Origin of the sequence: Lysobacter sp. (genome assembly GCF_035655815.1) — a bacterium.
In the GTDB taxonomy this organism is placed as follows: domain Bacteria; phylum Pseudomonadota; class Gammaproteobacteria; order Xanthomonadales; family Xanthomonadaceae; genus Lysobacter_J.
Genome location: NZ_DASRTS010000011.1, coordinates 14,299 through 35,641, shown reverse-complemented (window position 1 = coordinate 35,641; position 21,343 = coordinate 14,299). Strand labels below are relative to the sequence as shown.

General features: G+C 69.9%; 17 protein-coding genes and 2 pseudogenes. 8 read left to right on the top strand and 11 right to left on the bottom strand.

What is annotated here, in order from left to right; all coding sequences use genetic code 11:
* Positions 1 to 64 precede the first annotated feature (64 nt).
* Both VFE83_RS01970 and VFE83_RS01965 read left to right on the top strand, forming a co-directional pair.
* Positions 65 to 1,060: a sigma factor-like helix-turn-helix DNA-binding protein gene (locus VFE83_RS01970; protein WP_324903188.1), complete on the top strand. Its 996-nt coding sequence runs from the start codon at positions 65 to 67 to the stop codon at positions 1,058 to 1,060.
* Positions 1,050 to 1,673, top strand: coding sequence for a DUF3106 domain-containing protein (locus VFE83_RS01965; RefSeq protein ID WP_324903187.1), 624 nt, complete (start codon positions 1,050 to 1,052; stop codon positions 1,671 to 1,673). Before VFE83_RS01970 ends, VFE83_RS01965 begins: the two co-directional genes overlap by 11 nt.
* 33 nt (positions 1,674 to 1,706) lie before the next feature.
* Here VFE83_RS01965 and VFE83_RS01960 read toward each other — a convergent pair whose 3' ends face one another.
* On the bottom strand, positions 1,707 to 2,036 hold the full coding sequence (locus VFE83_RS01960; protein WP_324903186.1) for a DUF4286 family protein: 330 nt from the start codon (positions 2,034 to 2,036) through the stop codon (positions 1,707 to 1,709).
* 1,228 nt (positions 2,037 to 3,264) lie between these two features.
* Positions 3,265 to 3,565, bottom strand: a pseudogene (locus tag VFE83_RS01955) (DUF3667 domain-containing protein); the annotation flags it as partial.
* Between the two features lie 241 nt (positions 3,566 to 3,806).
* Between VFE83_RS01955 and VFE83_RS01950 the strand changes: the two are divergent.
* A complete protein-coding gene (locus VFE83_RS01950) occupies positions 3,807 to 5,186 on the top strand; it encodes an MATE family efflux transporter (protein ID WP_324903185.1) in 1,380 nt (459 codons plus the stop codon).
* A gap of 120 nt (positions 5,187 to 5,306) precedes the next feature.
* The gene (gene sppA / locus VFE83_RS01945; protein ID WP_324903184.1) at positions 5,307 to 7,190 is read left to right on the top strand and encodes a signal peptide peptidase SppA; all 1,884 of its coding nucleotides are present in this window, start codon (positions 5,307 to 5,309) and stop codon (positions 7,188 to 7,190) included.
* 180 nt (positions 7,191 to 7,370) lie between these two features.
* Here sppA and VFE83_RS01940 read toward each other — a convergent pair whose 3' ends face one another.
* Positions 7,371 to 7,598, bottom strand: coding sequence for a hypothetical protein (locus VFE83_RS01940; RefSeq protein ID WP_324903183.1), 228 nt, complete (start codon positions 7,596 to 7,598; stop codon positions 7,371 to 7,373).
* A gap of 103 nt (positions 7,599 to 7,701) precedes the next feature.
* Between VFE83_RS01940 and VFE83_RS01935 the strand changes: the two genes are divergently transcribed.
* The 4 genes and pseudogenes from VFE83_RS01935 to VFE83_RS01925 all read left to right on the top strand — a co-directional run bounded on the left by VFE83_RS01935 (position 7,702) and on the right by VFE83_RS01925 (position 11,291).
* A complete protein-coding gene (locus VFE83_RS01935; RefSeq protein ID WP_324903182.1) occupies positions 7,702 to 8,478 on the top strand; it encodes an SDR family oxidoreductase in 777 nt (258 codons plus the stop codon).
* 313 nt (positions 8,479 to 8,791) lie between these two features.
* The gene (locus tag VFE83_RS01930; protein WP_324903181.1) at positions 8,792 to 9,280 is read left to right on the top strand and encodes a DUF6496 domain-containing protein; all 489 of its coding nucleotides are present in this window, start codon (positions 8,792 to 8,794) and stop codon (positions 9,278 to 9,280) included.
* 13 nt (positions 9,281 to 9,293) lie between these two features.
* A pseudogene (locus tag VFE83_RS19470) lies at positions 9,294 to 9,926 on the top strand (protein-L-isoaspartate(D-aspartate) O-methyltransferase); the annotation flags it as partial.
* Entirely contained in the window at positions 9,903 to 11,291 is a 1,389-nt protein-coding gene (locus VFE83_RS01925; RefSeq protein WP_331683106.1) for an erythromycin esterase family protein, read from the top strand. The pseudogene VFE83_RS19470 and the gene VFE83_RS01925, both read left to right, overlap by 24 nt.
* A gap of 9 nt (positions 11,292 to 11,300) precedes the next feature.
* Here the strand turns inward: VFE83_RS01925 and VFE83_RS01920 are convergent, their stop codons facing one another.
* The 8 genes from VFE83_RS01920 to dprA all read right to left on the bottom strand — a co-directional run bounded on the left by VFE83_RS01920 (position 11,301) and on the right by dprA (position 21,286).
* Positions 11,301 to 13,166, bottom strand: a complete 1,866-nt coding sequence (locus tag VFE83_RS01920; RefSeq protein ID WP_324903205.1) for a CocE/NonD family hydrolase — start codon at positions 13,164 to 13,166, stop codon at positions 11,301 to 11,303.
* 153 nt (positions 13,167 to 13,319) lie between these two features.
* Entirely contained in the window at positions 13,320 to 13,955 is a 636-nt protein-coding gene (locus VFE83_RS01915) for a DUF4124 domain-containing protein (RefSeq protein ID WP_324903179.1), read from the bottom strand.
* On the bottom strand, positions 13,955 to 14,671 hold the full coding sequence (locus VFE83_RS01910) for a DUF4124 domain-containing protein (protein ID WP_324903178.1): 717 nt from the start codon (positions 14,669 to 14,671) through the stop codon (positions 13,955 to 13,957). Before VFE83_RS01910 ends, VFE83_RS01915 begins: the two co-directional genes overlap by 1 nt.
* A gap of 176 nt (positions 14,672 to 14,847) precedes the next feature.
* Entirely contained in the window at positions 14,848 to 15,417 is a 570-nt protein-coding gene (locus VFE83_RS01905; RefSeq protein ID WP_324903177.1) for a Sua5/YciO/YrdC/YwlC family protein, read from the bottom strand.
* Positions 15,418 to 15,790: 373 nt separating this feature from the next.
* A complete protein-coding gene (locus VFE83_RS01900) occupies positions 15,791 to 18,286 on the bottom strand; it encodes a DNA topoisomerase I (RefSeq protein WP_324903176.1) in 2,496 nt (831 codons plus the stop codon).
* Positions 18,287 to 18,484: 198 nt separating this feature from the next.
* The gene (locus VFE83_RS01895; protein WP_324903175.1) at positions 18,485 to 19,480 is read right to left on the bottom strand and encodes an RDD family protein; all 996 of its coding nucleotides are present in this window, start codon (positions 19,478 to 19,480) and stop codon (positions 18,485 to 18,487) included.
* A gap of 88 nt (positions 19,481 to 19,568) precedes the next feature.
* Positions 19,569 to 20,057, bottom strand: coding sequence for a DUF494 family protein (locus tag VFE83_RS01890; RefSeq protein WP_324903174.1), 489 nt, complete (start codon positions 20,055 to 20,057; stop codon positions 19,569 to 19,571).
* Positions 20,058 to 20,143: 86 nt separating this feature from the next.
* A complete protein-coding gene (gene dprA, locus VFE83_RS01885; protein ID WP_324903173.1) occupies positions 20,144 to 21,286 on the bottom strand; it encodes a DNA-processing protein DprA in 1,143 nt (380 codons plus the stop codon).
* Positions 21,287 to 21,343: the final 57 nt, after the last annotated feature.

The following is a 21,343-nucleotide window of genomic DNA, read 5'->3' as shown; positions in this document are numbered from 1 at the left end:
GTTGTCAAGCGGTTTTGCGGAGAAGTCGCACCGCTATGATGCGGCGTATGGTGAAGCCGGTCCGATGAGCGTTTCCCCCGAATTTTCCACCGCCGCGCCGGCTGCCTTGTCCGCGTTCCTGCGTGGCGTCGAACGGCGCGGCGCGGTCCTGGCCGAGCTGCAGACCGGCGATGCCGCCTCCGGCGACGCGGCCCTGGCGCTGGCGATGCGCCGCTTCCGGGCCGAGGCCGAAGGCCTGCCGATGGCGGAGTGGCCGCGGCGGTTCTGGGCCCTGCTGCTGGCCCAGCCGCAACTGCTGCAGCGCACCCGGGTGGCGGTGCCCATCGAGGCGACCGACCGGCTGGGCGAACTCGGCGGCGGCCCGCGCGCCGCGCTGCTGCTGCGCGTGGCGGCCGGCCTGAGCGACGAGGACGCCGCCCAGGTGCTGGGCGTGTCCCTTCCTACCTACCGGCTCGCCCTGCAGCGGGCACTGCCCCGGCACGAGGACGGGCGGGCCGACACTTCCTCTTGGCAGCCGCTGCGCGAGCAGATCCACCGGCGCATCAAGACCTTGGCCCCCGACCGCCTGGTGCGGCTGGCGTCCATGCGCGAGGCGGTCCTGCGGGGCGAGGGTTCGTCCGCGCAGGGAACCGCTCCGGCCGGCAACGACGCCCCCTCCCGTCCCCGCTGGCTGATGCCGCTGCTGTGGAGCCTGCTGGTGCTGTGCGGGTTGGCGCTGGTCGCGACCTTCCAGCCCTGGGGTTCGCTGCTCGGTGGCGGTGCCGCGCCGGGGCAGGTCCACGTCGAGCCGCTTCCCGAGGCCGAGGCGCCCGCCGCTCACTACGACACCCGGACCGCGTTGATCGCCCATCGCGACTTCGCGCTGCTGGCCGATCCGCAGGGCGAAGCCGCCGCGCAGGACCTGCCGTTCAACAGCTGGCTGGCCGCGCAGCAGGCCGCCGGAGTCGAACAGCCGACCCCACCGGCCGACGTGCCGCAGGACGAGGCGCTGCCGCCGACCCCCGCGCCGGACCCCGCCGGCATCGGCGAGACGGAAGCGGAGACCGCCGATGCGCCGTAAGCATGCCTTGGCCCTGGTGCTTGGACTGGCGGTGTTCGCCGTCGGTGCGGCGCCGGCCGACCTGCGCGAGTTGCTGGACCGCCTGCCGTCCGCGTCGCAGGCCGCGTTGCGGCGCAACCTCGACCAGTGGGAGGCATGGACGCCGGCCCAGCGCGATGCGTTCCGCCAGCGTGCCGCGCAGTGGGACCTGCTGCCGCGCGCGGAACGCGACCGTCGGCGCGAGCAGTACCACGCCTGGCAGGCGCTGCCGGCGGCCGAGCGCTCGCAGATACAGCTGGTGGCCACGCACTACGCGGCGATGCCGCCGGACGTGCGCGCGGCATGGCGTGCGCAGTTCGATGCGCTGGATCGCAGCGAGCAGCGCGGCTGGCTGCTGGGCCCTTCGCTGGGGGCGGACTATGCGCGCCTGCAACCGCTGCTCGCGCAGGCGCCAGAAGACCAACGCGAGCCGCTGCTGCGCGTGCTGCAGGCGATGTCGTCGCAGCAGCGGCAGGAACTGGGCGTGCTCGCTCAGCGCACGCCGCCGGACGCGCGCGACACGCTGCGCCGCGAACTGCTCGCGGTCAGTCCTGCCGAGCGCAGCGACTGGCTGTGGCGCCGTCTGCAGCGCTAGCGCTTCGCCGCGGCGGCGCCGGCATCACGCGCCCTAGTAGTCGCCAAGCACCCGCATCACCCGTCGTCGTGCGGTGAAACGACCGCCGAAGCGCGCTTGGCCTTCAGCACGCAGGCGCGGGGTGTGGTCGCGCAGGTAATCGTCGAGTGCGGCGGCATCGCGCAATGTGTACTGCACGCACAGCGCGACACGACCAGACGGTGCGGCCGGCTCGTCCACCTGCGCCAGCCGTGCGCCGATGAAGCCGGGCAACGCCAGGATCTCGCGGATGTGCGCTTCCAGCCACGTGCGGTAGTCGCCGGCAATGGACGCGTCCAGGTCCAGGTTCACCTCGTACATCACGCGCATCGCGGTGCCGTCCACCGTTACATCCGCACGATGCTGGCCAGCGCCAGGAACGCCACCGCGAAGCCGAGCAGCACGAAGTACAGGTTGCCGATGACCAGGTAGCGCACCGTCGTCAGCAGCCAGCCGTCGCGGTACACGCGCTTCTGCATCAGCCACAGGTACACCGGCATCCACATCCACAGCCCGAACTCCAGGATTCCCGTGATCCAGCCGAACGCGCCCCAGTGCGGCGAGATGGCGTTGTCCAGCGCGATCAGCAGGAAGAACGCCAGGATCGCCAGGCACATGAAGGCGTGGCTGTACAGCGCGACGACGAGGTGTTCCAGGTACAGGCGGCCGGAGCCCAGGTAGGCCAGCTTCAGCAGCAGCGCGAACACCGGCACCAGCAGGAACAGCGCCGACGGCACCGCGCCGAGCATCGCGCGCACCCACAGGCCCGGGTCGCGCTCCATGCGGCTCACATTATCCTTGCCGTGCGCGATCTGCCGGTTGACCCAGGCGTTGAAGAAATCCGGCGCCCACGCGAACGTCACCGGGTTGAGTTCCTCGTCCCACGGCTCCTCGCTGCCGAACAGCGTCAGGCGGCCGTCGCAGTTGGTGTCGCCGTAGATCCGCGCATCGTCCGCGCGCTTGCGGCGCAGGCCGTGTTCGCTGGCGGTGGCGACGTCGATCTGCAGCTTCGCCGCGCGGCAGCCGGCGGCGTGGTTGGTCTCGCGGATTTCCAGCAGCTGGCGCTTGTGCTCGGCCTGCTGCGTGGCGGGCAGCGCGGCCAGCGCGGCGCGTTGCTTCTCCAGGCGTTCGTTGCGCAGGGTTTCCAGCTCGGCCAGCGTCTTGGCCTTCTCCATGCTGGGAATGGCCTCCTCCTGCGTCACGCGCGACTTCAGCTCCGCCTGCGCGTCCTGCTTGCGCTTCTCGGCTTCCTCGACGGTATAGCCGAACTCCTTGCGCAGCTGCTCGTTGCGCGCGTCGGCGGCGCGGTTCACGTCGTCCATCGCGATCTCGAACGGACGGCGCACGTGCGGCAGCATCGTCGAGACCGCCTGGAGTCCTTCGTCCAGCTCGGCCAGTTCGCGCGCGCGGACCTTCTCGACCTGGTCGATGGTGTCGGCGTCGTTGAACTTCCGGCTTTCCTTGTTGGCCGCGCCGCTGCGCTTCGCGCCCCCGCTCGCACTCGGTTTGGCGCCGTCGTCGAGGAACTGCACCGGGCTGTCCGGGCCCTCGCTTTCGACGTGGATCACCAGCTGCGCGACGAAGAACGTCAGCACGCTCAGCACCACGAACAGGCGCAGCGGGGCGACGTAACGCGCGCGCTGGCCGGCCAGGTAGTTCACCGCGACGCGGCCCGGGCGGAGCAGGTCGCGCAGGGTCTGGAAGATGCGTCCGTCCAGGTGCCAGAACGCCTCGAACACTTCCTCCACCGCATGCGCGGCGTGACGGATCGGGTTGACCACCGACTGTCCGCAGTCGTGGCAGTAATGGCCCTGCAGCGCGGCGCCGCAGTTCTCGCAATGGGTCGGCGTCTCGTGCGCGGCCGATGCGTTCATGGTCCTGCAATCTCCCCGTGGCGACCGCGCGGCCCGTTCGGTCGCGGACTCGCGTGCCTGATGCGTGACGTGATGCGTGCAGCGCGCGTTGACCCGGCGAGCAAACGAGCCAGCAAGCCGATGCGTTCGGAAAAAACAAACCCTGCAATGGCCGGTAAGATAGCGGGCCGCCGCGACCCGGCGCCAGCGCCCGACATTGGATGCGGTCGCGCGGCCGCAGTCGTGCGTCTGGTTTCCCCCGATGTCGCTTCCTTCCGCTCCCGCCGCCGGCCGCACGGGCCTGTCCGGTGAAGTCCGCACCACCGCCCTGCTCGCCGCGCCGCTGGTCGGCGGCCACGTCTCCACCGGCCTGATCGGTTTCGTCGACAACGTGCTGGCCGGCCACCACGGCACCACGACGCTGGCCTCCGTCACCATCGGCACCGCGCTGTGGTGGCTGCCGATGATGGTGCCGATCGGCACGCTGCTGTCGGTGCCGCCATCGGTGTCGCAGCTGGACGGCGCCGGCCGCCGTGGCGACATCGGCTTCCTGTTTCGCCAGGCGCTGTGGCTGGCGCTGGGACTGGGCGTGGTGCTGTTCGCCTTCCTGACGCTGATCCCGTACGCGCTGGCGCCGATGGGCATCGCGCCGGAGATCATCCCGGGCGCGACCGAATTCCTGCACGGCATCCGCTGGGGCGTCGTCGCGCTGACGCTGTTCTTCTGCATGCGCTACCTCAGCGAGGGCCTGCACTGGACCCTACCGACGCTGCTGCTCAGCGCGGGCGGCCTGCTGGTGCTGCTGCCGGTGGGCTACACGCTGACGTTCGGCAAGTTCGGTTTTCCGGAACTGGGCGCGGGCGGGCTGGGCATCGCGTCGGCGATCATGCTGTGGCTGCAGGCCATCGGCTTCTTCATCGTGCTGAAGCGGTCCAGTCGCTTTGCCGACCTGAAGTTGTTCGAACGTTTCGACCGGCCGCACTGGCCCACCATCCGCACCCTGCTGGCCACCGGCCTGCCGATCGGCGTGACCGTGCTGATGGAGGGCGGGCTGTTCATCACCACCGCGCTGCTGATGGGCCGCCTGGGCGAAGTGCCCGCGGCCGCGCACCAGATCGCGATCAACCTGGCCGCGCTGTGCTTCATGGTGCCGATGGGCCTGGCCGAGGCGACCACCGTGCGCGTGGGCCACGCGCTGGGTCGCGGCGACTTCCACGGCGTGCGCCGCGCCGCCAAGGCCGGCTACGCGATCGTGCTGGGCACGCAGTTGCTGTCGGGCATCGTGCTGCTCACCGGCAACGAGCTGCTGGTCGGCTTCTACACGCGCGATGCGGCGGTGGCAACGCTGGCGGCATCCCTGCTGCTGTACGCGGCGGCGTTCCAGTTCCCCGACGGCGTGCAGGTGCTTTCGGCCGGCGCGTTGCGCGGGCTGAAGGACACGCGCGTGCCGATGATCCTGGCCGCGGTGGCGTACTGGGGCATCGGCATGCCGCTGGGCGCCGGCCTGGGCCTGGGGCTGGGCTGGGGACCCAAGGGGATGTGGATCGGCCTGATCGCCGGCCTCACCTTCGCCGCGGTGCTGCTGTGCGTGCGATTCGTGCGCTCCAGCCATCCGGATCGGCTGATGATGCGCGGCCCGTAGCGGACTGGCCGACGCGTTCCGTGCCGGGCTAGACACGCCGTGACGCCCGGCCGTGTTACGAATGGCGGGTGATTCCGCGCCCGCCTGCGATTAGGCTGGATGCGTGACCCAGGAGCCCGTATGAACGACACGCCGCGTCGCGGCCCCATCGCCCGTTTCTTCGTCGGGCTGTGGGACGCGATGAACTTCACCCGCCGCCTCGTCCTCAACCTGCTGTTCTTCGCCGTGCTGCTGCTGTTCCTGGCGATCCTGGGCGCCGGACCCCGTACCAAGCCGCTGCAGGACCGCACCACGCTGGTGATCGAACCCGAAGGCGCGCTGGTCGAGCAGTACAGCTCCGATCCGCTCACGCGCGCGCTCGGCAAGGCGCTGGGCGAGCGCGGTGGCGAGGTGCAGCTGCGCGATCTGGTGCGTGCGCTCGATGCCGCGCGTCGCGACAAGCGCGTCGAACGCGTGGTGCTGCGCCTGGACAAGCTGCAGGCCGGCGGCATGGCGTCGCTGCGCGAGGTCGCCGATGCGATCGCACGCGTGCGCGCCAGCGGCAAGCAGGTCGTGGCCTTCTCCGAGATGATGGACCAGAAGCAGTACCTCCTGGCCGCGCAGGCCAACGAGGTGTTCTTGGACCCGATGGGCGGCATGCTGCTGGAAGGCCTCGGCCGCTACCGCACGTTCTATCGCGAGGGCCTGCAGGACAAGCTCGGCGTCGACGTGCACCTGTTCAAGGTGGGCGAGTACAAGTCGGCTGCCGAGCCGTACGTGCTCGACGCCGCGTCGCCGGAGGCGAAGGAAGCCGACCTGTACTGGATGAACGACGTGTGGCAGCGCTATCTGGCCGACGTCGCCAAGGCGCGCAAGCTCGACGCGGCCAAGCTCGCCCAGTCGATCGACGACATGCCCGCCGGCATCGCCGCCGCAAACGGCGACCTGGCCAAGTTCGCGCTGCAGGGCAGGATGGTCGACGGTCTGAAGACGCGCGAGCAGGTCGACGACCTGCTGGTGCAGCGTGGCGTCGCCGACGAGGACAGCGATGGCGGCTTCCGCCAGGCCTCGCTGGACGAATACCTGGCCGTCCTCGACAGCGGGCTGCAGGCGGTCGATCCGCGCCCGCAGGTCGCGGTGGTGGTGGCCGAGGGCGAGATCAGCGGTGGCGAACAGCCGCCGGGCAACATTGGTGGCGAATCGACCTCGCAGCTGCTGCGCGAAGCGCGCGACGACGAGAATGTGAAGGCCGTGGTGCTGCGCGTGGATTCGCCCGGTGGCGAGGTGTTCGCCTCCGAGCAGATCCGTCGCGAGATCGTCGAGCTGAAGAAGGCCGGCAAGCCGGTCGCCGTCTCGATGGGCGACCTGGCCGCGTCCGGCGGTTACTGGATCTCGATGGACGCCGACCGCATCTACGCCGACGCCTCCACCATCACCGGTTCGATCGGTATCTTCGGCCTGATCCCGACCATCCCGCGCGCGCTGGAGAAGATCGGCGTGCGCAGCGACGGCGTGGGCACCACGCGCTTCGCCGGTGCGTTCGACATCACCCGTCCGCTGCAGCCGGAAGTCGGCCAGGTCATCCAGTCGGTCATCGACAAGGGCTACCGCGATTTCACCGGCCGCGTCGCGACCGCGCGCAGGAAGCCGGTGGAACAGGTGGATGAAGTCGCGCGCGGCCGAGTGTGGACCGGTGCGCAGGCGAAGGAGCGCGGGCTGGTGGACGAACTCGGCGGCCTGCAGCAGGCGGTGGCGTTCGCCGCGACCAAGGCCAAGCTCGGCAAGCAGGGCGACTACCAGATCCGCTACATCGAGAAGGCCGCGACGCCGTTCGAACGTTTCTTCACCGGTCTGGTCGCCAGCCGCATGGGCGCGGCGACGCTGCAGCACTCGGATATCGCCCGCAGCCTGCTGGCCAAGGCCTCGCCGCAGGCCGCGGCCGACCTGCGCTTCCTGGAAGGTGCCATCGCGCCGACCCGCGGTGTGCCGGTGAAGGCGCTGGCGTACTGCTTCTGCGGGTTCTGAGCGGCGAGCGTCGCGAGGACGACCTGCGTGGCGCTTGAGCCCTCCCCTTCACGGGGAGGGTTGGGTGGGGCTGGTTGAAGCGCGCCGTACATGGGCGCTGCGGATCCCCGTAGGAGCGAGCTTGCTCGCGACCGGTGCGCCAGTCCTCGTCGCGAGCAAGCTCGCTCCTACGAAGACGAATCAGTTGTTGTCGCTCGCGCCTTCGGCCGCCTCGATGGCCGCGCGCTGCGCGTCTGCCGCCGCCTTGACCTGATCCTCCACCTGCTGCGCCTTCTCGATCGGCGCCTGGATGGCATCGCGCAACTGCGTGGCCTGCGGTTCGACCGGCCGCTCCTTCTCGGGCGGCTTCGGCCTGGAGCAGGCGACCAGCAGGAACATCACGATCGTGGCACACAGCAGCGTACGCATGGCGGGATCCTCCCAGGCTCGCCGGCTATGCTAACCGTGCCGCCGCGCGCGGCAAGCACGGCATGTGCCCCGCATCACGGATGCATTCCACACGGAGATCGCGATGGACCCGAAGCGTTGGCGACTGGACGGCCAGCTGTCCCTGGTCACGGGCGGCAGCGCCGGCATCGGCCGCGCGATCGCGCGCGAGCTGCTCGGCTTCGGCGCGGACGTGCTGCTGGCTGCGCGCGACGCCGCGGGGCTGGACGCGGCGCGCAGCGAACTGCTGGAAGACTTTCCCGATCGCGAGGTGCAGTGTTTCGTCGCCGACGTGGCCGACGAGGAGCAGCGCCGCGAACTGCTCGACTGGGTCGAGGATTTCGGCGAAGGGCTGCACATCCTGGTCAACAACGCCGGTGGCAACCTCACCAAGGCGGCGACGGAATACACCGAGGACGAATGGCGGCAGGTGTTCGAGGTAAACCTGTTCTCGGCGTTCGAGATCTCGCGCTATGCGCATCCGCTGCTGACGCGCCATGCCAGCTCCAGCATCGTCAACGTCGGCAGCGTGTCGGGTTCCATCCACGTGCGCACCGGCGCGCCGTACGGCATGAGCAAGGCCGCGATGCACCAGATGACGCGCAACCTGGCGGTGGAGTGGGCCGAGGACGGCATCCGCGTCAACGCGGTGGCGCCGTGGTACATCCGCACGCGCCGCACGTCGGACAAACTGGCCGATCCGGACTACCTGGACGAAGTGTTGCTGCGCACGCCGCTGGGCCGCATCGGCGAGCCGGAAGAAGTCGCTGCGGCGGTGGTGTTCCTGTGCGTGCCCGCATCGGCGTACATCACCGGCGAATGCATCGCGGTGGACGGCGGCTTCCTGCGTTACGGCTTCTGACGCGCTGCACGCGCCGCGTCGCGCCAAGCGGACCGCATGCACGCGGTCTGCAACTTTCCGAATGCGCGACATGAGATCTGCGCAAAATAAAGGCCGCCAGACGGGTGTTGAGCGTCCGGCGGCCCGTGACAGACGTTAAGTCTGTCGGTCACCTCAAGGATCAGCGGACTTTCGTCCGTGTGGTTCACCTCAAGGCATGCGTAGCGTACTGCGCGCGATGGTACGAACAGGTGAAGGTCTCGCCGTCGCAGCATGACCGATGCATAACGTGCGCGTGGGTTTCAATGGGCGTCACGCGAAGCGTGGAAGTGACGTGCCAGAGAAGCAGACCATCGAACGCGCGCGCCGCGACAAGCGCGAGGGAAAGTCGGCCAGCACGCAGGCCGGCGAGTTCGTGCGCGAGGAAATCGAACATGTCCGCGAAGGCAAGCACGGCGCGCGTTCGACGAAGCAGGCCATCGCGATCGGATTGTCGAAGGCGCGCCGCGCCGGAGTGAAACTGCAGCCGCCGGAAGACGCGCCCGCAGACGTCAGGCGCAAGGCACGACAGGATCTGGAAGCCGGCGAACACCCGCACAAGCCATCCGCGAAGCGATCGCGAGCGACGAAGCGGGCGCTGGAGGGCGAGGGCCAGCGTGCGGCCAGCAAGAAGGCACTTTCGTCGCAGGCGAAGAAGGCGGCAGCCAAGCGCACCGCGGGCGAACGCTCCGCTGCCGCGAAGAAGGCCGCGCGCACCAAGGGGCCCGCCAAGCGCTCCGCCGCGGCGAAGAAGGCGGCCAGGACGCGCAAGCGCGAGGGCTGAAGCCGGAGGCCGCATGCCCAGACACGCCGGTGCGCGCGAACGCATGATCCAGACGCATCTGCGCGGACGCGGCGTCCGCGACCCGCGCGTGCTCGCCGCGATGGCCGAAGTGCCGCGCGAACGTTTCGTCGATCCGGGCATGGAGGAGTTCGCCTACGAAGACAGCCCGTTGCCCATCGGCGAAGGGCAGACCATCTCGCAGCCGTACATCGTCGCGATGATGCTGGAAGCGGCGGAAATCGAGCCGGGCGATTGCGTGCTCGAGGTTGGTGCGGGATCGGGCTATGCCGCTGCGCTGATGGCGCGGCTGGGCCAGAAGGTGCACACGATCGAGCGCCATGCCTCGCTGGCGCGGCAGGCGCGCGCGCGACTGGACGAACTGGGCTATCACAACATCGACGTGCACGTGGGCGACGGCAGCAAGGGATGGCCGCGTGCCGCGCCGTTCGATGCGATCCTGGTGGCCGCGGGCGCGCCCGCGCCGCCGGAAGCCTTGCGCGAGCAGCTCGCCATCGGCGGGCGGCTGGTGATTCCGGTCGGCGACGAGGGGCAGGTACAGGAACTCGTCCGCATCCGCCGCATCGGTCGCGATGAATACGAGCAGGAGAGCCTGGGCGCGGTGATGTTCGTGCCGCTGGTAGGCGAGCAGGGCTGGACGGAGGACGGTCGCCGTTCGGCCAGTCGCCACATGGCGGGCGCGACGCGCGGCATCGATGCGTCCGAACTGATCGCGCTGTCCGCGCATGCGTTGCCCATGCCCGAGGACGACGCGTTCGCCGACGCGTTCGACCGGTTCGCGCAGGCACGCATCGTGCTGCTGGGCGAAAGCAGCCACGGCACGTCGGAGTTCTACCGCGCGCGTGCGGCCATCACGCGCAGGCTGGTGGAGCGGCACGGGTTCAACCTGATTGCCGTTGAAGCGGACTGGCCCGATGCAGCGATCATCAACCGGCACGTGCGGCATCTGCCGCGCAAGCCGCATCCGCCGGCCTTCGCTCGATTCCCGCAGTGGATGTGGCGCAACGAGGAAGTCGCGTCGCTGATCGCGTGGATGCGCCGCCATAACGAAGGGCGCGAACCGTCGCAGCAGGTGGGTTTCTACGGGCTGGACATCTACAGCCTGGGTGCATCGATAGAGGCGGTGCTGCGTTACCTCGACGAAGTGGACCCCGACGCGGCCGCGGTGGCGCGCGAACGCTACGGCTGCCTCACGCCGTGGCAGCAGTCGCCGGCCGTGTACGGACGCGCCGCGCTGCGCGCCGGCTACGCCATCTGCGAAGAAGCCGTGGTGCGCCAGTGTCGCGAACTGCTGGACAAGCGCCTGGGCGAGTTGGACGGGATGGCGTCGGACCACCTCGACGCGGCACAGAACGCGCGCTTGGTTGCGTCGGCCGAACGCTACTACCGCGTCATGTATTACGGCGGCGCGGAAAGCTGGAACCTGCGCGATTCGCACATGGCCGACACGCTCGACCAGCTGCTGCAGGCGCACGGTCCGCAGTCGAAGGCGATCGTGTGGGCCCACAACTCGCACATCGGCGATGCGCGTCATACCGACATGGGCCGTGCGCGCGGCGAACACAACATCGGCCAGCTCTGCCGCGAACGTCATCCTGACCAGACCGCGCTGATCGGTTTCGGTACCCACGCCGGCACGGTTGCCGCGGCCGACGACTGGGACGAACCGATGCAGGTGATGACGGTGCGTCCATCACGCAACGGCAGCTTCGAGCAGCTGTGCCAGCAAAGCGGCATCGAGCGCTTCATGCTCGACCTGCGCGAAGGTACCGACGAGGCGCTGCGCCGGCGCCTGTCCGAGCCGATGCTGGAGCGCTACATCGGCGTGATCTATCGCCCCGACACCGAACTGCAGAGTCATTACGCGCAGTCGGCACCGGCGCAGCAGTTCGATGCGTGGGTGTGGTTCGAACGCACGCGCGCCGTCTCGCCCATCGGCGATCAGACGGCTACGGGCGGCGAGGTTCCCGACACGTATCCCTTCGGCGTGTAGCCGCCCACGTCACGGTGCAATCGCGAACGTCTCGCCCGACGGCGTGGGGATGTCGAGCACCGGGATCTCGACGAAGCTCACCGCATCGCCGCCGTGGAAGATGCGATTGAGCGCCTTCGCCGGCTCGGTCTCGTCGTAGTTGCGCCCGCCGGTGTTGAGATTGCGCTCCAGACGCGGAAAGCTGCTGCTGGTGACATCCAGTCGGATGCGGTGCCCGCGCGGGACCAGGTAGGCGATGGAGCGCATCGGCACGTCCAGTACGTAACGCTTGCCGGGCGTCATCAGGCTGGGGCGCTCGACGCCGTCGCGATAGCGCGCGCGCAACGCGCCTTCCTGGATGCTGGTGGCGCGCCCGTCGGGCCATACGTGCACCAGCCGTGCGATGAAGTCGGTATCGGGCGCCGAGGACGACACCACCAGTTGCGCGCGCAGCGGTCCGGCGATGCGCAATGGCGAACGCAGCGGCGCCGAGGTGTAGACCAGCACGTCCTGGCGCGTTTCCACGTCGCGCTGGTCCTCGGGGCCGGAACGGATCGCCGGATCGCCCGCGCAGCACACCGGTCCGCCCCGCGACGGCACGGGATCGCGCGGGTCGTACAGGAACTCGTCGGACCGCGTGTCGCGCGAGGGCTGCAGCGACAGCACGCCGTCGCCGTCGCGGCCGTTGGCATGGCCGCGGCTGCCCAGGTACCACGGCTGCACGCGCGCTTCGGCTGGTGGCCAGGTCGTCGAGCCCAGCCAGCGCTGTTCGTTGAGCACGAAGAACAGATACGGCGGAAGCTTCGCCAGCCCGTCGCCGCGGCCGCGCAGCCAGTGGTCGAACCACGCCAGGTACCACTCGCGGTACGGCTGCGCCGCATTGCGCACCGGCAGCACGCCGAAGCGGCCCATGCCTGCGACGAGTTCATGCTCGCAGTGGTTGCCCGGCGCGATCACCACGTGCTGGCGTGGCGTATCCGGCGAATCGCGGCGAACCGCCTCGGCCAGGGCCAGCGTGCCGTCGATGCTGGGATCGCCCCAGGTGTCGATCACCAGTGCCGGCGTGGCCGCCCGGTCGCCGTCGAAGACGTAGTCCATCTCGCGCCAGCGCGGATCGCCCAGCGAGGTCTGCAGGAACTCCTCGTACGCATTCGCGCCCGGCCGCACGCGCCGCACCGCATCCAGCACCGGCCACTGGCGCATGCTGTCGGCGGTGTCCAGATCGTCCGGCCACGGGCCGTGCTCGTTGCGCACGCCGTGCTTCGAGAACCAGCCCGTCGTGGCGGCCAGCTGCAGCACGCCGCCTTCGAACGCGCCGAAGTAGGCGGCACGCCCCGAGACGCGACCCGCCGCGCCGCCAGCCGCCATCGGGACCATCGCCGCATGCGCGGGATGGTTGGCCCGGGCCAGTGCGTACTGCAGTTCGCCCAGCGCCGAGCAGCCGATGGTGCCGACCTTTCCGTTCGACCACGGCTGCCGGACGATCCACTCCAGCGTCGCGACGCCGTCCTGCGTGGCATGCCGCCACGGCACGAAATCGTCGCCTTCCGAACCGAACTTGCCGCGCACGTCCTGCACCAGCACGGCATAACCATGGCGCGCGAAGAACATGCCTTCGCCCAGCGCCTCGGCGTAGCGGCGGCGGTCGTAGGGCAGGCGCACGTACACGGTGGGCAGCGGCCCCTGCGCGCGGCGCGGCCGGTAAAGCGTGGCGGCCAGGCGCGTGCCGTCTGGCATGGCGATGCGTACGTCGTCGTCGATGCGCACGCCGAACACCAGCGCGCGCAACGGCTGCTGCCAGTGCGCGGGAATGCGTTCGCGCAGCGCGTAGGCGGCGCCGAGGGCGAGCAGCAGCGCCAGCAGCGCGGCCAGCACGATCCACCAGACGGGTCGCACTGCGGACAAGTCCATCTCCAAGCGGGCGTTCCCTGCGACGCGACGGCGGCGGCCGCCCGGTCTGTGCCTTCGGGCGGGCGAAGCGGTCCGTCGGTCCCCCTCCGCACCTGTTCCAACGTGTGGCGCGGGCGCGGACGGCCAGCGTGGCGCGCGTCAGCGGGTGCAGGTGCTCGCGCGAACGACGCCGCGCAGGCGCTCGATCTCGGCAGCCGGCAGCTGCGTGCGTCCGTCGTTGAAGAACGAGGCGGGGATCTCCGCTTCGCGCACGCGGCGCGCCCATGCGTCGCACAGGGCGGCCTCGGGCACGGCCTGGCACTGGTCTTCGACCATTTCGCAGGCCGCGCCACCGGCGCTTTCGCCGCGCCCATCCAGTCTGGTCACCTGCAGCGGCGCGCAACGCGGCGGCGGCTGCGCCTCCTCGCTCAGATAACGGTCGCCGCCCCGGGTGCGGCATTCGAACAGCGGCGGTGGCGGCGTGCGCGCGATCTCCTCCGCCGGTTTCGGCGGGGGCGTCGGCGCCGGTGCTGGAACGGGCGTCGGTGCAGGCGTGGCGGTCGTCGCCGGCACCGGCGTGACGAAGGCCGGCGGTGGTGCGGGAGGCGGCGTCTCGATCGTCCGCTTCTGCTGCTGCGTGCCCTTGGGGCAGGGGCGGTCGTTCTGCAGCGTGACCGCGCCGCTGGCGTCGGTGCAGCGGTAGATCACCACCTGCGCCGGCGACGCATGCGGCAACGCGACCAGGCAGGCCAGCAGCGTCGTTGCGCGCAGGCGCGCGCCGCATGCGCTGTGCATCAGGCGCCGCCGCAGTCGCGCGACAGGCGCGCGTCGATGCCGCGCTGCTGCGTGTCGATCTGGTGGCGCTCGCTCTGCAGCGCGCTGTTGTAGCGGCGCGCCAGTTCCCAGCGCTCGTCGCGCAGGCGCGCGCAGACTTCTTCCTGCGGCAGTGCGTGGCATTCGTCCTGGACCCAGGTGCCGGCACCGTAGGCCATCGCGTAATCGGAAGGACGGTCCGGTGGCGGACGCGACCTGTCGCCGATGCGCACGTCGTAACGCCCGTCGCCGCCGTTGAACTCGCCACCCACGCGCGCGTACAGGCCGGTGTCGTAACGCGGTCGCACCGGTACCGCCACCGGATAGCCGAGCGTCCACAGCGGCACCCAGCGCGGATTGCCGGCGGAGGTTTCGCTGAGGTACTGCGTGCCGTCGGGCGTGGTGCATTCGTACATCGGCTGCGGCGGCGTCACCACGACGTAGCGCGTCGGCGGCAGCGTGGCCGGCGTGGTGCCCGCCTGCGGCGCGGCCGGTTTGCGGCGCACGGGCGGCGCGTCCTTCGGGCGCTGCATTTCCCTGGTCTGCTGCGTTTCGCCCTTGCGGCAGGGTGTGTCGCGCAGGGTGAGGTTTCCCTTCGCATCGGTGCAGCGATAGACGGTGATGTCGGCGGCGCCGGTCCCGCCTGCCGCCAGCAGCAACGGAAGGATCAGAAGGCCGAAGGGGCGACGCGCACGCATGGGCACATCTTGCACCGGCCCCGTACGCGAAGGAAACGCGCGGGCCAAGTCACTGCACGGCGACATCCGGGTGATCTTCATGGCGGCCTCACTCGACGGCGGCGTTGCCGGCCAACGCCGGCGCGGCGACGCTAAGGCCGGCGTCGTTAACGCGGCGTGCTGCCGGAGCGAACGGCTCAGGCCCGGATCTGGGCGCCGGTGCGGGCGTCGCGGATCGCCGTCGGCGAGGTCAGCCCGCCGGTCTCGCCGGTACCCACTCCGTCCACCTCGGCGGCGACGCGTGGATCGAGTGCCTCGCGCGAGAACGCGGGCGGCTCGCCGGCCAGGTTCGCGCTGGTCGACACCAGCGGCCCGCCGAACGCGGCGCACAGCGCGATGACGTCCGGATGCGCGCTCACCCGCACCGCCACGCCGTCATGGCTGCCGGTGATCCAGCGCGGCACGCGCGCGGTGGTCGGCACGATCCAGGTATTCGGTCCGGGCCAGCTGTCCAGCACGGCCTGGCGCTGCGCCGGCTCCAGTGCCTCCCAGTCGAGCAGGCCATCGAACTGGTCGAGCGCGCCGGCGATCAGGATCACGCCCTTGTCCACCGGCCGCTGCTTGATCGCCAGCAGCCGCAACACCGCTGCTTCGTCGAACGGATCGCAGCCCAGTCCCCACACGGCTTCGGTGGGATACGCCACGACGCCTCCGCGCCGCAGCACCGCGGCGGCATCGCTCGGACTGAGGAAAACGTTCGTGTTCATCGTATCTGCGTGGGATGAAAATCGATTGACGCTGATTGGACGCGGATAAAGCGAACGAAAAAGCCTGTCGCGGGAGTTCAGACGACCCGAACTACATTGTCTGCGTCGTCTGCGAGATCTGCGTCCAATGATCTTCCTGTCGGACCCCGATCAACGCAGACGAGCGCGGATAAGCGAACGCGGACGGATGCCGGGCAAACCGATGGGCAGTCGTATCCATCGCTCTGTCCGTGTTCTCTGCGTGATCTGCGTCCACCATCTTTCCTCGGGACGCAGAACGACGCAGACAGGGCAAGGCGGTAACGGGGCTGCCGACGATGCGCTTCCGACGCATCATCCGCACTGTCTGCGGAATCCGCGTCAAGGGTCCCGCCTACGCCCTGGCCTTCTTCACCACCTTCTTGGCCGCCTTCTTCGCAGGCGCCTTGGTGGTTTTCTTGGCAACGGCCTTCTTCGCGGGCGCCTTTTTGGCCGTTGCCTTCTTGGCGGCCTTCTTCGCCGGTGCCTTGGCGGCGGCTTCCTTCTTCACCTTCACCGCCGGCTCCTTCTTCGCCGCGGCCTTCTTGCCGAAGCGCCCGCGCACCGGCTTGCCCGTGTCGGCCAGCAGCTGCGTGGCTTCCTCCAGCGTCAGCGACGCCGGCTCACGGTCCTTCGGGATCTTGCCGTTGAGCTTGCCGTCGCTGATGTACGGACCGAAGCGGCCGTTGAGCACCTGCACGTCGCTGCCATCCCACTGGCGGATGATGCGGTTGCGCGCGATCTCTTCCTTCTGCTCGATCAGGAACACCGCGCGCGCCAGGTCGATGGTGTACGGATCGTCTTCCTTGGTGAGCGAGGCGTACGTACTGCCGCGCTTGGCGAACGGGCCGAAGCGGCCGATGCCGACGCTGACCTCGTGGCCGTCGCTCTGGCCGAGCTTGCGCGGCAACTTGAACAGCTCCAGCGCGTCCTCCAGCGTGATGGTATGCATCGACTGGCCCGGACGGAGCGATGCGAACTCCAGCTTTTCGTCGGTGTCCTTGTCGCCGATCTGCGCGTACGGCCCGAAACGGCCCAGGCGCACGCTGACGGGCTTGCCGCTCTTGGGGTCCGTGCCCAGCTCGCGCGCGCCGGTGGCCTCGGAGCGGTCGACCGATTCGGTCTTGTCCTCGACCAGTTCCTTGAACGGGCCCCAGAACTTCTCCATCAGCGGCACCCATTCCTCTTCGCCGCGGCTCACCGCGTCGAGCTCGTCCTCGAGCTTGGCGGTGAAGTCGTAGTCGACGTAGCGGGTGAAGTGCGAGGACAGGAACTTCGACACCGCGCGGCCCACGTCGGACGGACGGAAGCTGCGGCCTTCCATCTCGACGTACTTGCGGAACAGCAGCGTCTGGATGATCGAGGCGTAGGTGGACGGACGGCCGATGCCGTATTCCTCCAGCGCCTTCACCAGCGCCGCTTCGGTGTAGCGCGGCGGCGGCTGGGTGAAATGCTGGTCGGCGTGGATGCGGTCCAGCGGCACGCGATCGCCGGTCTTCATCGCCGGGAGCTTGCGGCCTTCGTCCTCGTCCTCCGCGCCCTTGGTGTCCTTGCCTTCCTCGTACACGGCCAGGAAGCCCGGATCGACCACGGTCGTGCCCGAGGCGCGGAACGAATGCTCGCTGCCCGCGGCCAGGTCCACCGACACGGTGTTGAGCGTGGCCGGCACCATCTGCGAAGCGACGGCGCGTTTCCAGATCAGCTCGTACAGCCGGCGCTCGTCGTCGCTGAGGAAGCGCGCGACCTGCGCAGGCGTGCGCAGCGCGGAGCTGGGGCGAACCGCTTCGTGCGCTTCCTGGGCGTTCTTGGACTTGTTCTGGTAGGCGTTGGGCTTGTCCGGCAGCGCGCGCGTACCGTAATCGCGCGCGATCACGTCGCGGATCTCGCTCACCGCATCCACCGACAGCGTCACCGAGTCGGTACGCATGTAGGTGATCAGGCCGACCGTGCCTTCCTCGCCGATGGCCACGCCTTCGTACAGCTTCTGCGCGACCTGCATGGTCTTGCGCGTGGTGAAGCCGAGCTTGCGCGCGGCCTCCTGCTGCAGTGTGGAGGTGGTGAACGGCGGCGCCGGGCGGCGCTTGCGTTCCTTGCTGGCCACGTCGGTGACGTGCAGCGCGCCGGCGGCCGCGGCGGCGATGCGCTTGCGTGCGTCCTCGGCGGTGTCGCCGTCGGTGACCGTGAACTGCTCGAACTTCTTGCCGTCCAGCTTGGTCAGCTTGGCCGTGAATGCCTGCGTGGGATGCGCGCACTCGGCCTCGATGGTCCAGTACTCGCGGGCGACGAAGGCCTCGATCTCCTCCTCGCGCTCGACGATCATGCGCAGCGCCGGCGACTGCACGCGGCCGGCGGAGAGGCCGCGCTGCACCTTGCGCCACAGTACCGGCGACAGGTTGAAGCCCACCAGGTAATCCAGCGCGCGCCGCGCCTGCTGCGCATCGACCAGGTCGCTGGCGATGCTGCGCGGCTGGGTCATCGCTTCCTTGATGGCACGCGGGGTGATCTCGGTGAACACCACGCGGTGCAGCGGCTTGCCTTCCAGCAGGCCGCGCTCCTTCAGGATCTCGGCGATGTGCCAGCTGATCGCCTCGCCTTCGCGGTCCGGGTCGGTCGCCAGATAGAGCGCCTCGGCGCCCTTGGCGGCCTTGGCGATGGCGTCGACGTGCTTCTCGTTCTTGTCGATCAGGTCGTAGCGCATGGCGAAGCCGCGCTCGGGATCGACCGCGCCCTCCTTGGGCACCAGGTCGCGTACATGGCCGTAGGAGGCCAGGACGGTGAAGTCCTTGCCGAGGTACTTGTTGATCGTCTTGGCCTTGGCGGGCGATTCGACGATGAGGAGATTCTTGGCCATGGGGGCTCCGCAGGACCTGTCCCGGTGCTGCGATGGGGGCGGTGAGGGCTTGAGAAGGCTACGCCCGCGAGTTCCGGCGCGGGCGTCGAGGGGCTTCTCTTTTTCTATTGAGGCCATGCGCCTGCCGCGGCTGTCAAGCACGGCGGCGTGAAGCCCGCTGCCGGCCCCGCCCGCGGAGCCGGCTATTCAGCTGGAATCTCAGCCCACGCCGGCGGCGCGGCGCACGTAGTCCTGATAGGCCGGGATGGCGATGGCCATGATGATGCCCATGTACACGACCATCGCCAGGCCGCCCAGGATCAGCACAACGATGGCAACCACGCCCAGCCCGCGCTGCTGGCGGTCCGGATGCGCGGTGTAGGCCCAGCGGTCGACCACCAGCGTGCCGGCGGCCATGTCGTGCAGGCCGCGCTTGCGGTCCGTGAACGCGGCCATCAGGTAGCCGATGTAGAACGTGACGTAGCACAGCAGGTGCGAGGCCCAGCGGCCCAGCGCGTGGCCGCGGGCCAGCCGTTCGCCGCGCGAATCGGTGACCTTGATGCCCACCGCCATCTTGCCCAGCGTCGCCTGCGTGGAGGACGACTCGAACCCGATGTAGTACAGGCCGCTGATCACCGGGTAGGCCAGGTAGACGATGGCCAGCACCGCGCCGATCGCGCCGGCATTGGCCCCGCCGCCGCCCTGCATGGCCGCCGCCGCACTGATGCCCATCGCCAGCACGCCGACGAAGATCACCACGTAGTAGGCGATGGTGACCACGAGGGCGTCGATCATCAGCGCGGCGAAACGCTTCCAGAAGCCGGCATACACCACCTCGCCCGCGGCCGCGGGCCGATAGCCGGCGTCCACTTCGTTCAGCACCGCGCGCGGCGGCGCATAGGGGGAGGCGTACGGCGAGGCGTTGGATGCAGGCTCGAACGCAGCCCGCTCCGACGGCGCGCGCTCAACGGGTTCGAAACCCGACACCGGCGGAGCCGGCGGCAGCATCTCCGGCGCGGGCGGTGGCTCGACGGCCAGGCCGTCCAGGCTCAGGTCCTCGGAAAAGCGGTCCAGCGGCTGCCACTCACGCGCACCGGCGCGCCAGGCCAGCGTGTCGCGGCGGATCGTGCCGGAGCGGTAGGCCTCGCGCACGTCATCGGCCGCAAGCGGCCCGACGCGGCCCTGGCCGGGAAGGTGGTAGTACCAGTCGGTCATCGCGTTCCCCTGTCTGCATGGCGGGCGGCCGGTCGGCGGCGCCCGGCGCGCCTCCCCAGGCGCGCCCGTGTCGTGCAACCCGCGGTGCTCAGTGCACCGGTTCGGGCTCGTCCTCGAACATCTGCGTTTCCATCCACGCGTAGGCCGCTTCCGACCCCGGCTGGTTGAACAGCACCATCAGCACGACCCATTTCAGGTCGTCCAGGTCGATCTCGTCCTGGTCCAGCGCCATGGCACGGTCGAGCACCAGTTCGCGCTGGCCGGCGTCGAGCACGCCGTGCTGCTCCAGGAACAGCAGGAAGCCGCGGCATTCCACGTCCAGCTTGTCCAGCTCCGGCCCGAAGAACACCCGCACCGGACCATTGGCGCGCGGCGTCGCGGCGCTCGGCCTCTGCTGGGCCAGCGCGTCGAGCCATTCGAACGCCTTGTTGATCTCGGCGGGACTGAAACCTGCCTGGCCGAGTTCGTCGAAGAGGGGGCCGCTGCGGAGCGAATCCCGGTCGCGGACCAGGTCCGCATCGTCGGTGAAGTAGTGCTCGAAGAGGTAAAGCAGGACGTCCAGGATGCTTTCTTTCATTTCCCTCGGCCTGCGCCGCACGCGGCGCGGTGGGCAGAACTTGCGGGTGGCCCGCCGATGCGTCCGGTTACCCTGAACGGGAGCCTTCAGCGACTGCGGAAGTACCGGCCGTGCTGCGAAATTACACGGCCATCAAGCTCCATGAGCAGCAGCATGGAGGACACTGCCGCGGCCGTCAATCCGGTCCGCTCCACCAGTTGATCCATAGCGCTTGGGTCGTGGCCGAGGGCGTTCCACAAGTTCTGGTAGTCGGGATCGTCCCGTCCTGAACCGTGGGCGGCCTCGTCCACAGGCCGGCGAGACTCCTGGATGGGGGCCTGCAGGCGACTGCGCAAGTCCCCGGCCAGGAGCGCCGCCTGCGGCGCCAGCGCGGCGATCACCTCCGCTGCCGACTCCACCAGCCCGGCGCCGTCGCGGATCAGCCGGTGGCAGCCGCGGGCCAGCGGGTTGTGGATCGAACCCGGCACCGCGAACACCTCGCGGGCCGCTTCGGTCGCCAGCCGGGCGGTGATGAGCGCGCCGGAACGTTCGGCGGCCTCGATCACCAGCGTGCCCAGCGACAGGCCGGCGATGATCCGGTTGCGCGCCGGGAAGTGGAACTGCGCCGGCCCCGTGCCGGGCAGATATTCGCTGACCACCGCGCCGGCCTCGGCGATACGGGCGTGCAGGGCGGCATTGCTGCGGGGATACGGCACGTCGACCCCGGTACCGAGCACGGCCACCGTCAGGCCACCGCAATCCAGCGCGGCGTGGTGCGCGGCGCTGTCCACGCCTGCAGCCAGGCCGCTGACCACGCCCAGCCCGGACGCGGCCAGCGCGCGGGCGAAGTCGCGGGCGTTCTCGCGGCCGGCGGGCGTGGGCGAACGGCTCCCGACCACGGCCACGGACGGATGCCATAGCCGGGTCGGATCGCCTGCGACGAACAGCGCGAGCGGTGGATTCGGGCCGCGCCTGAGCGGGGGCGGATAGTCCGGGTCGTGCCAGCCGATCAGGTGGCTCCCCGGCGACTCCAGCCAGGCCAGCGCGCGCGCCGGCACGGCATGGGTGTCCGTCAACGACGCGATCTGTTCCGGCGACAGGCCGGCATTGCGCCACGCGCCCGGTCCGGCATCCAGCGCGACGGCGGCACTGCCGTGCTGGTCGAGGAGGTCGCGGCGAACGTCGCTGGCGCCGCGGGCGGCGACCAGGCGGAGCAGGGCAAGGGTGTCTTCGGTAGAGGTCGTCTGCATCGCGCCACGCTAGCCCCAAAACACCGACGGCGCCCTGGGGCGCCGTCGGATGCATCG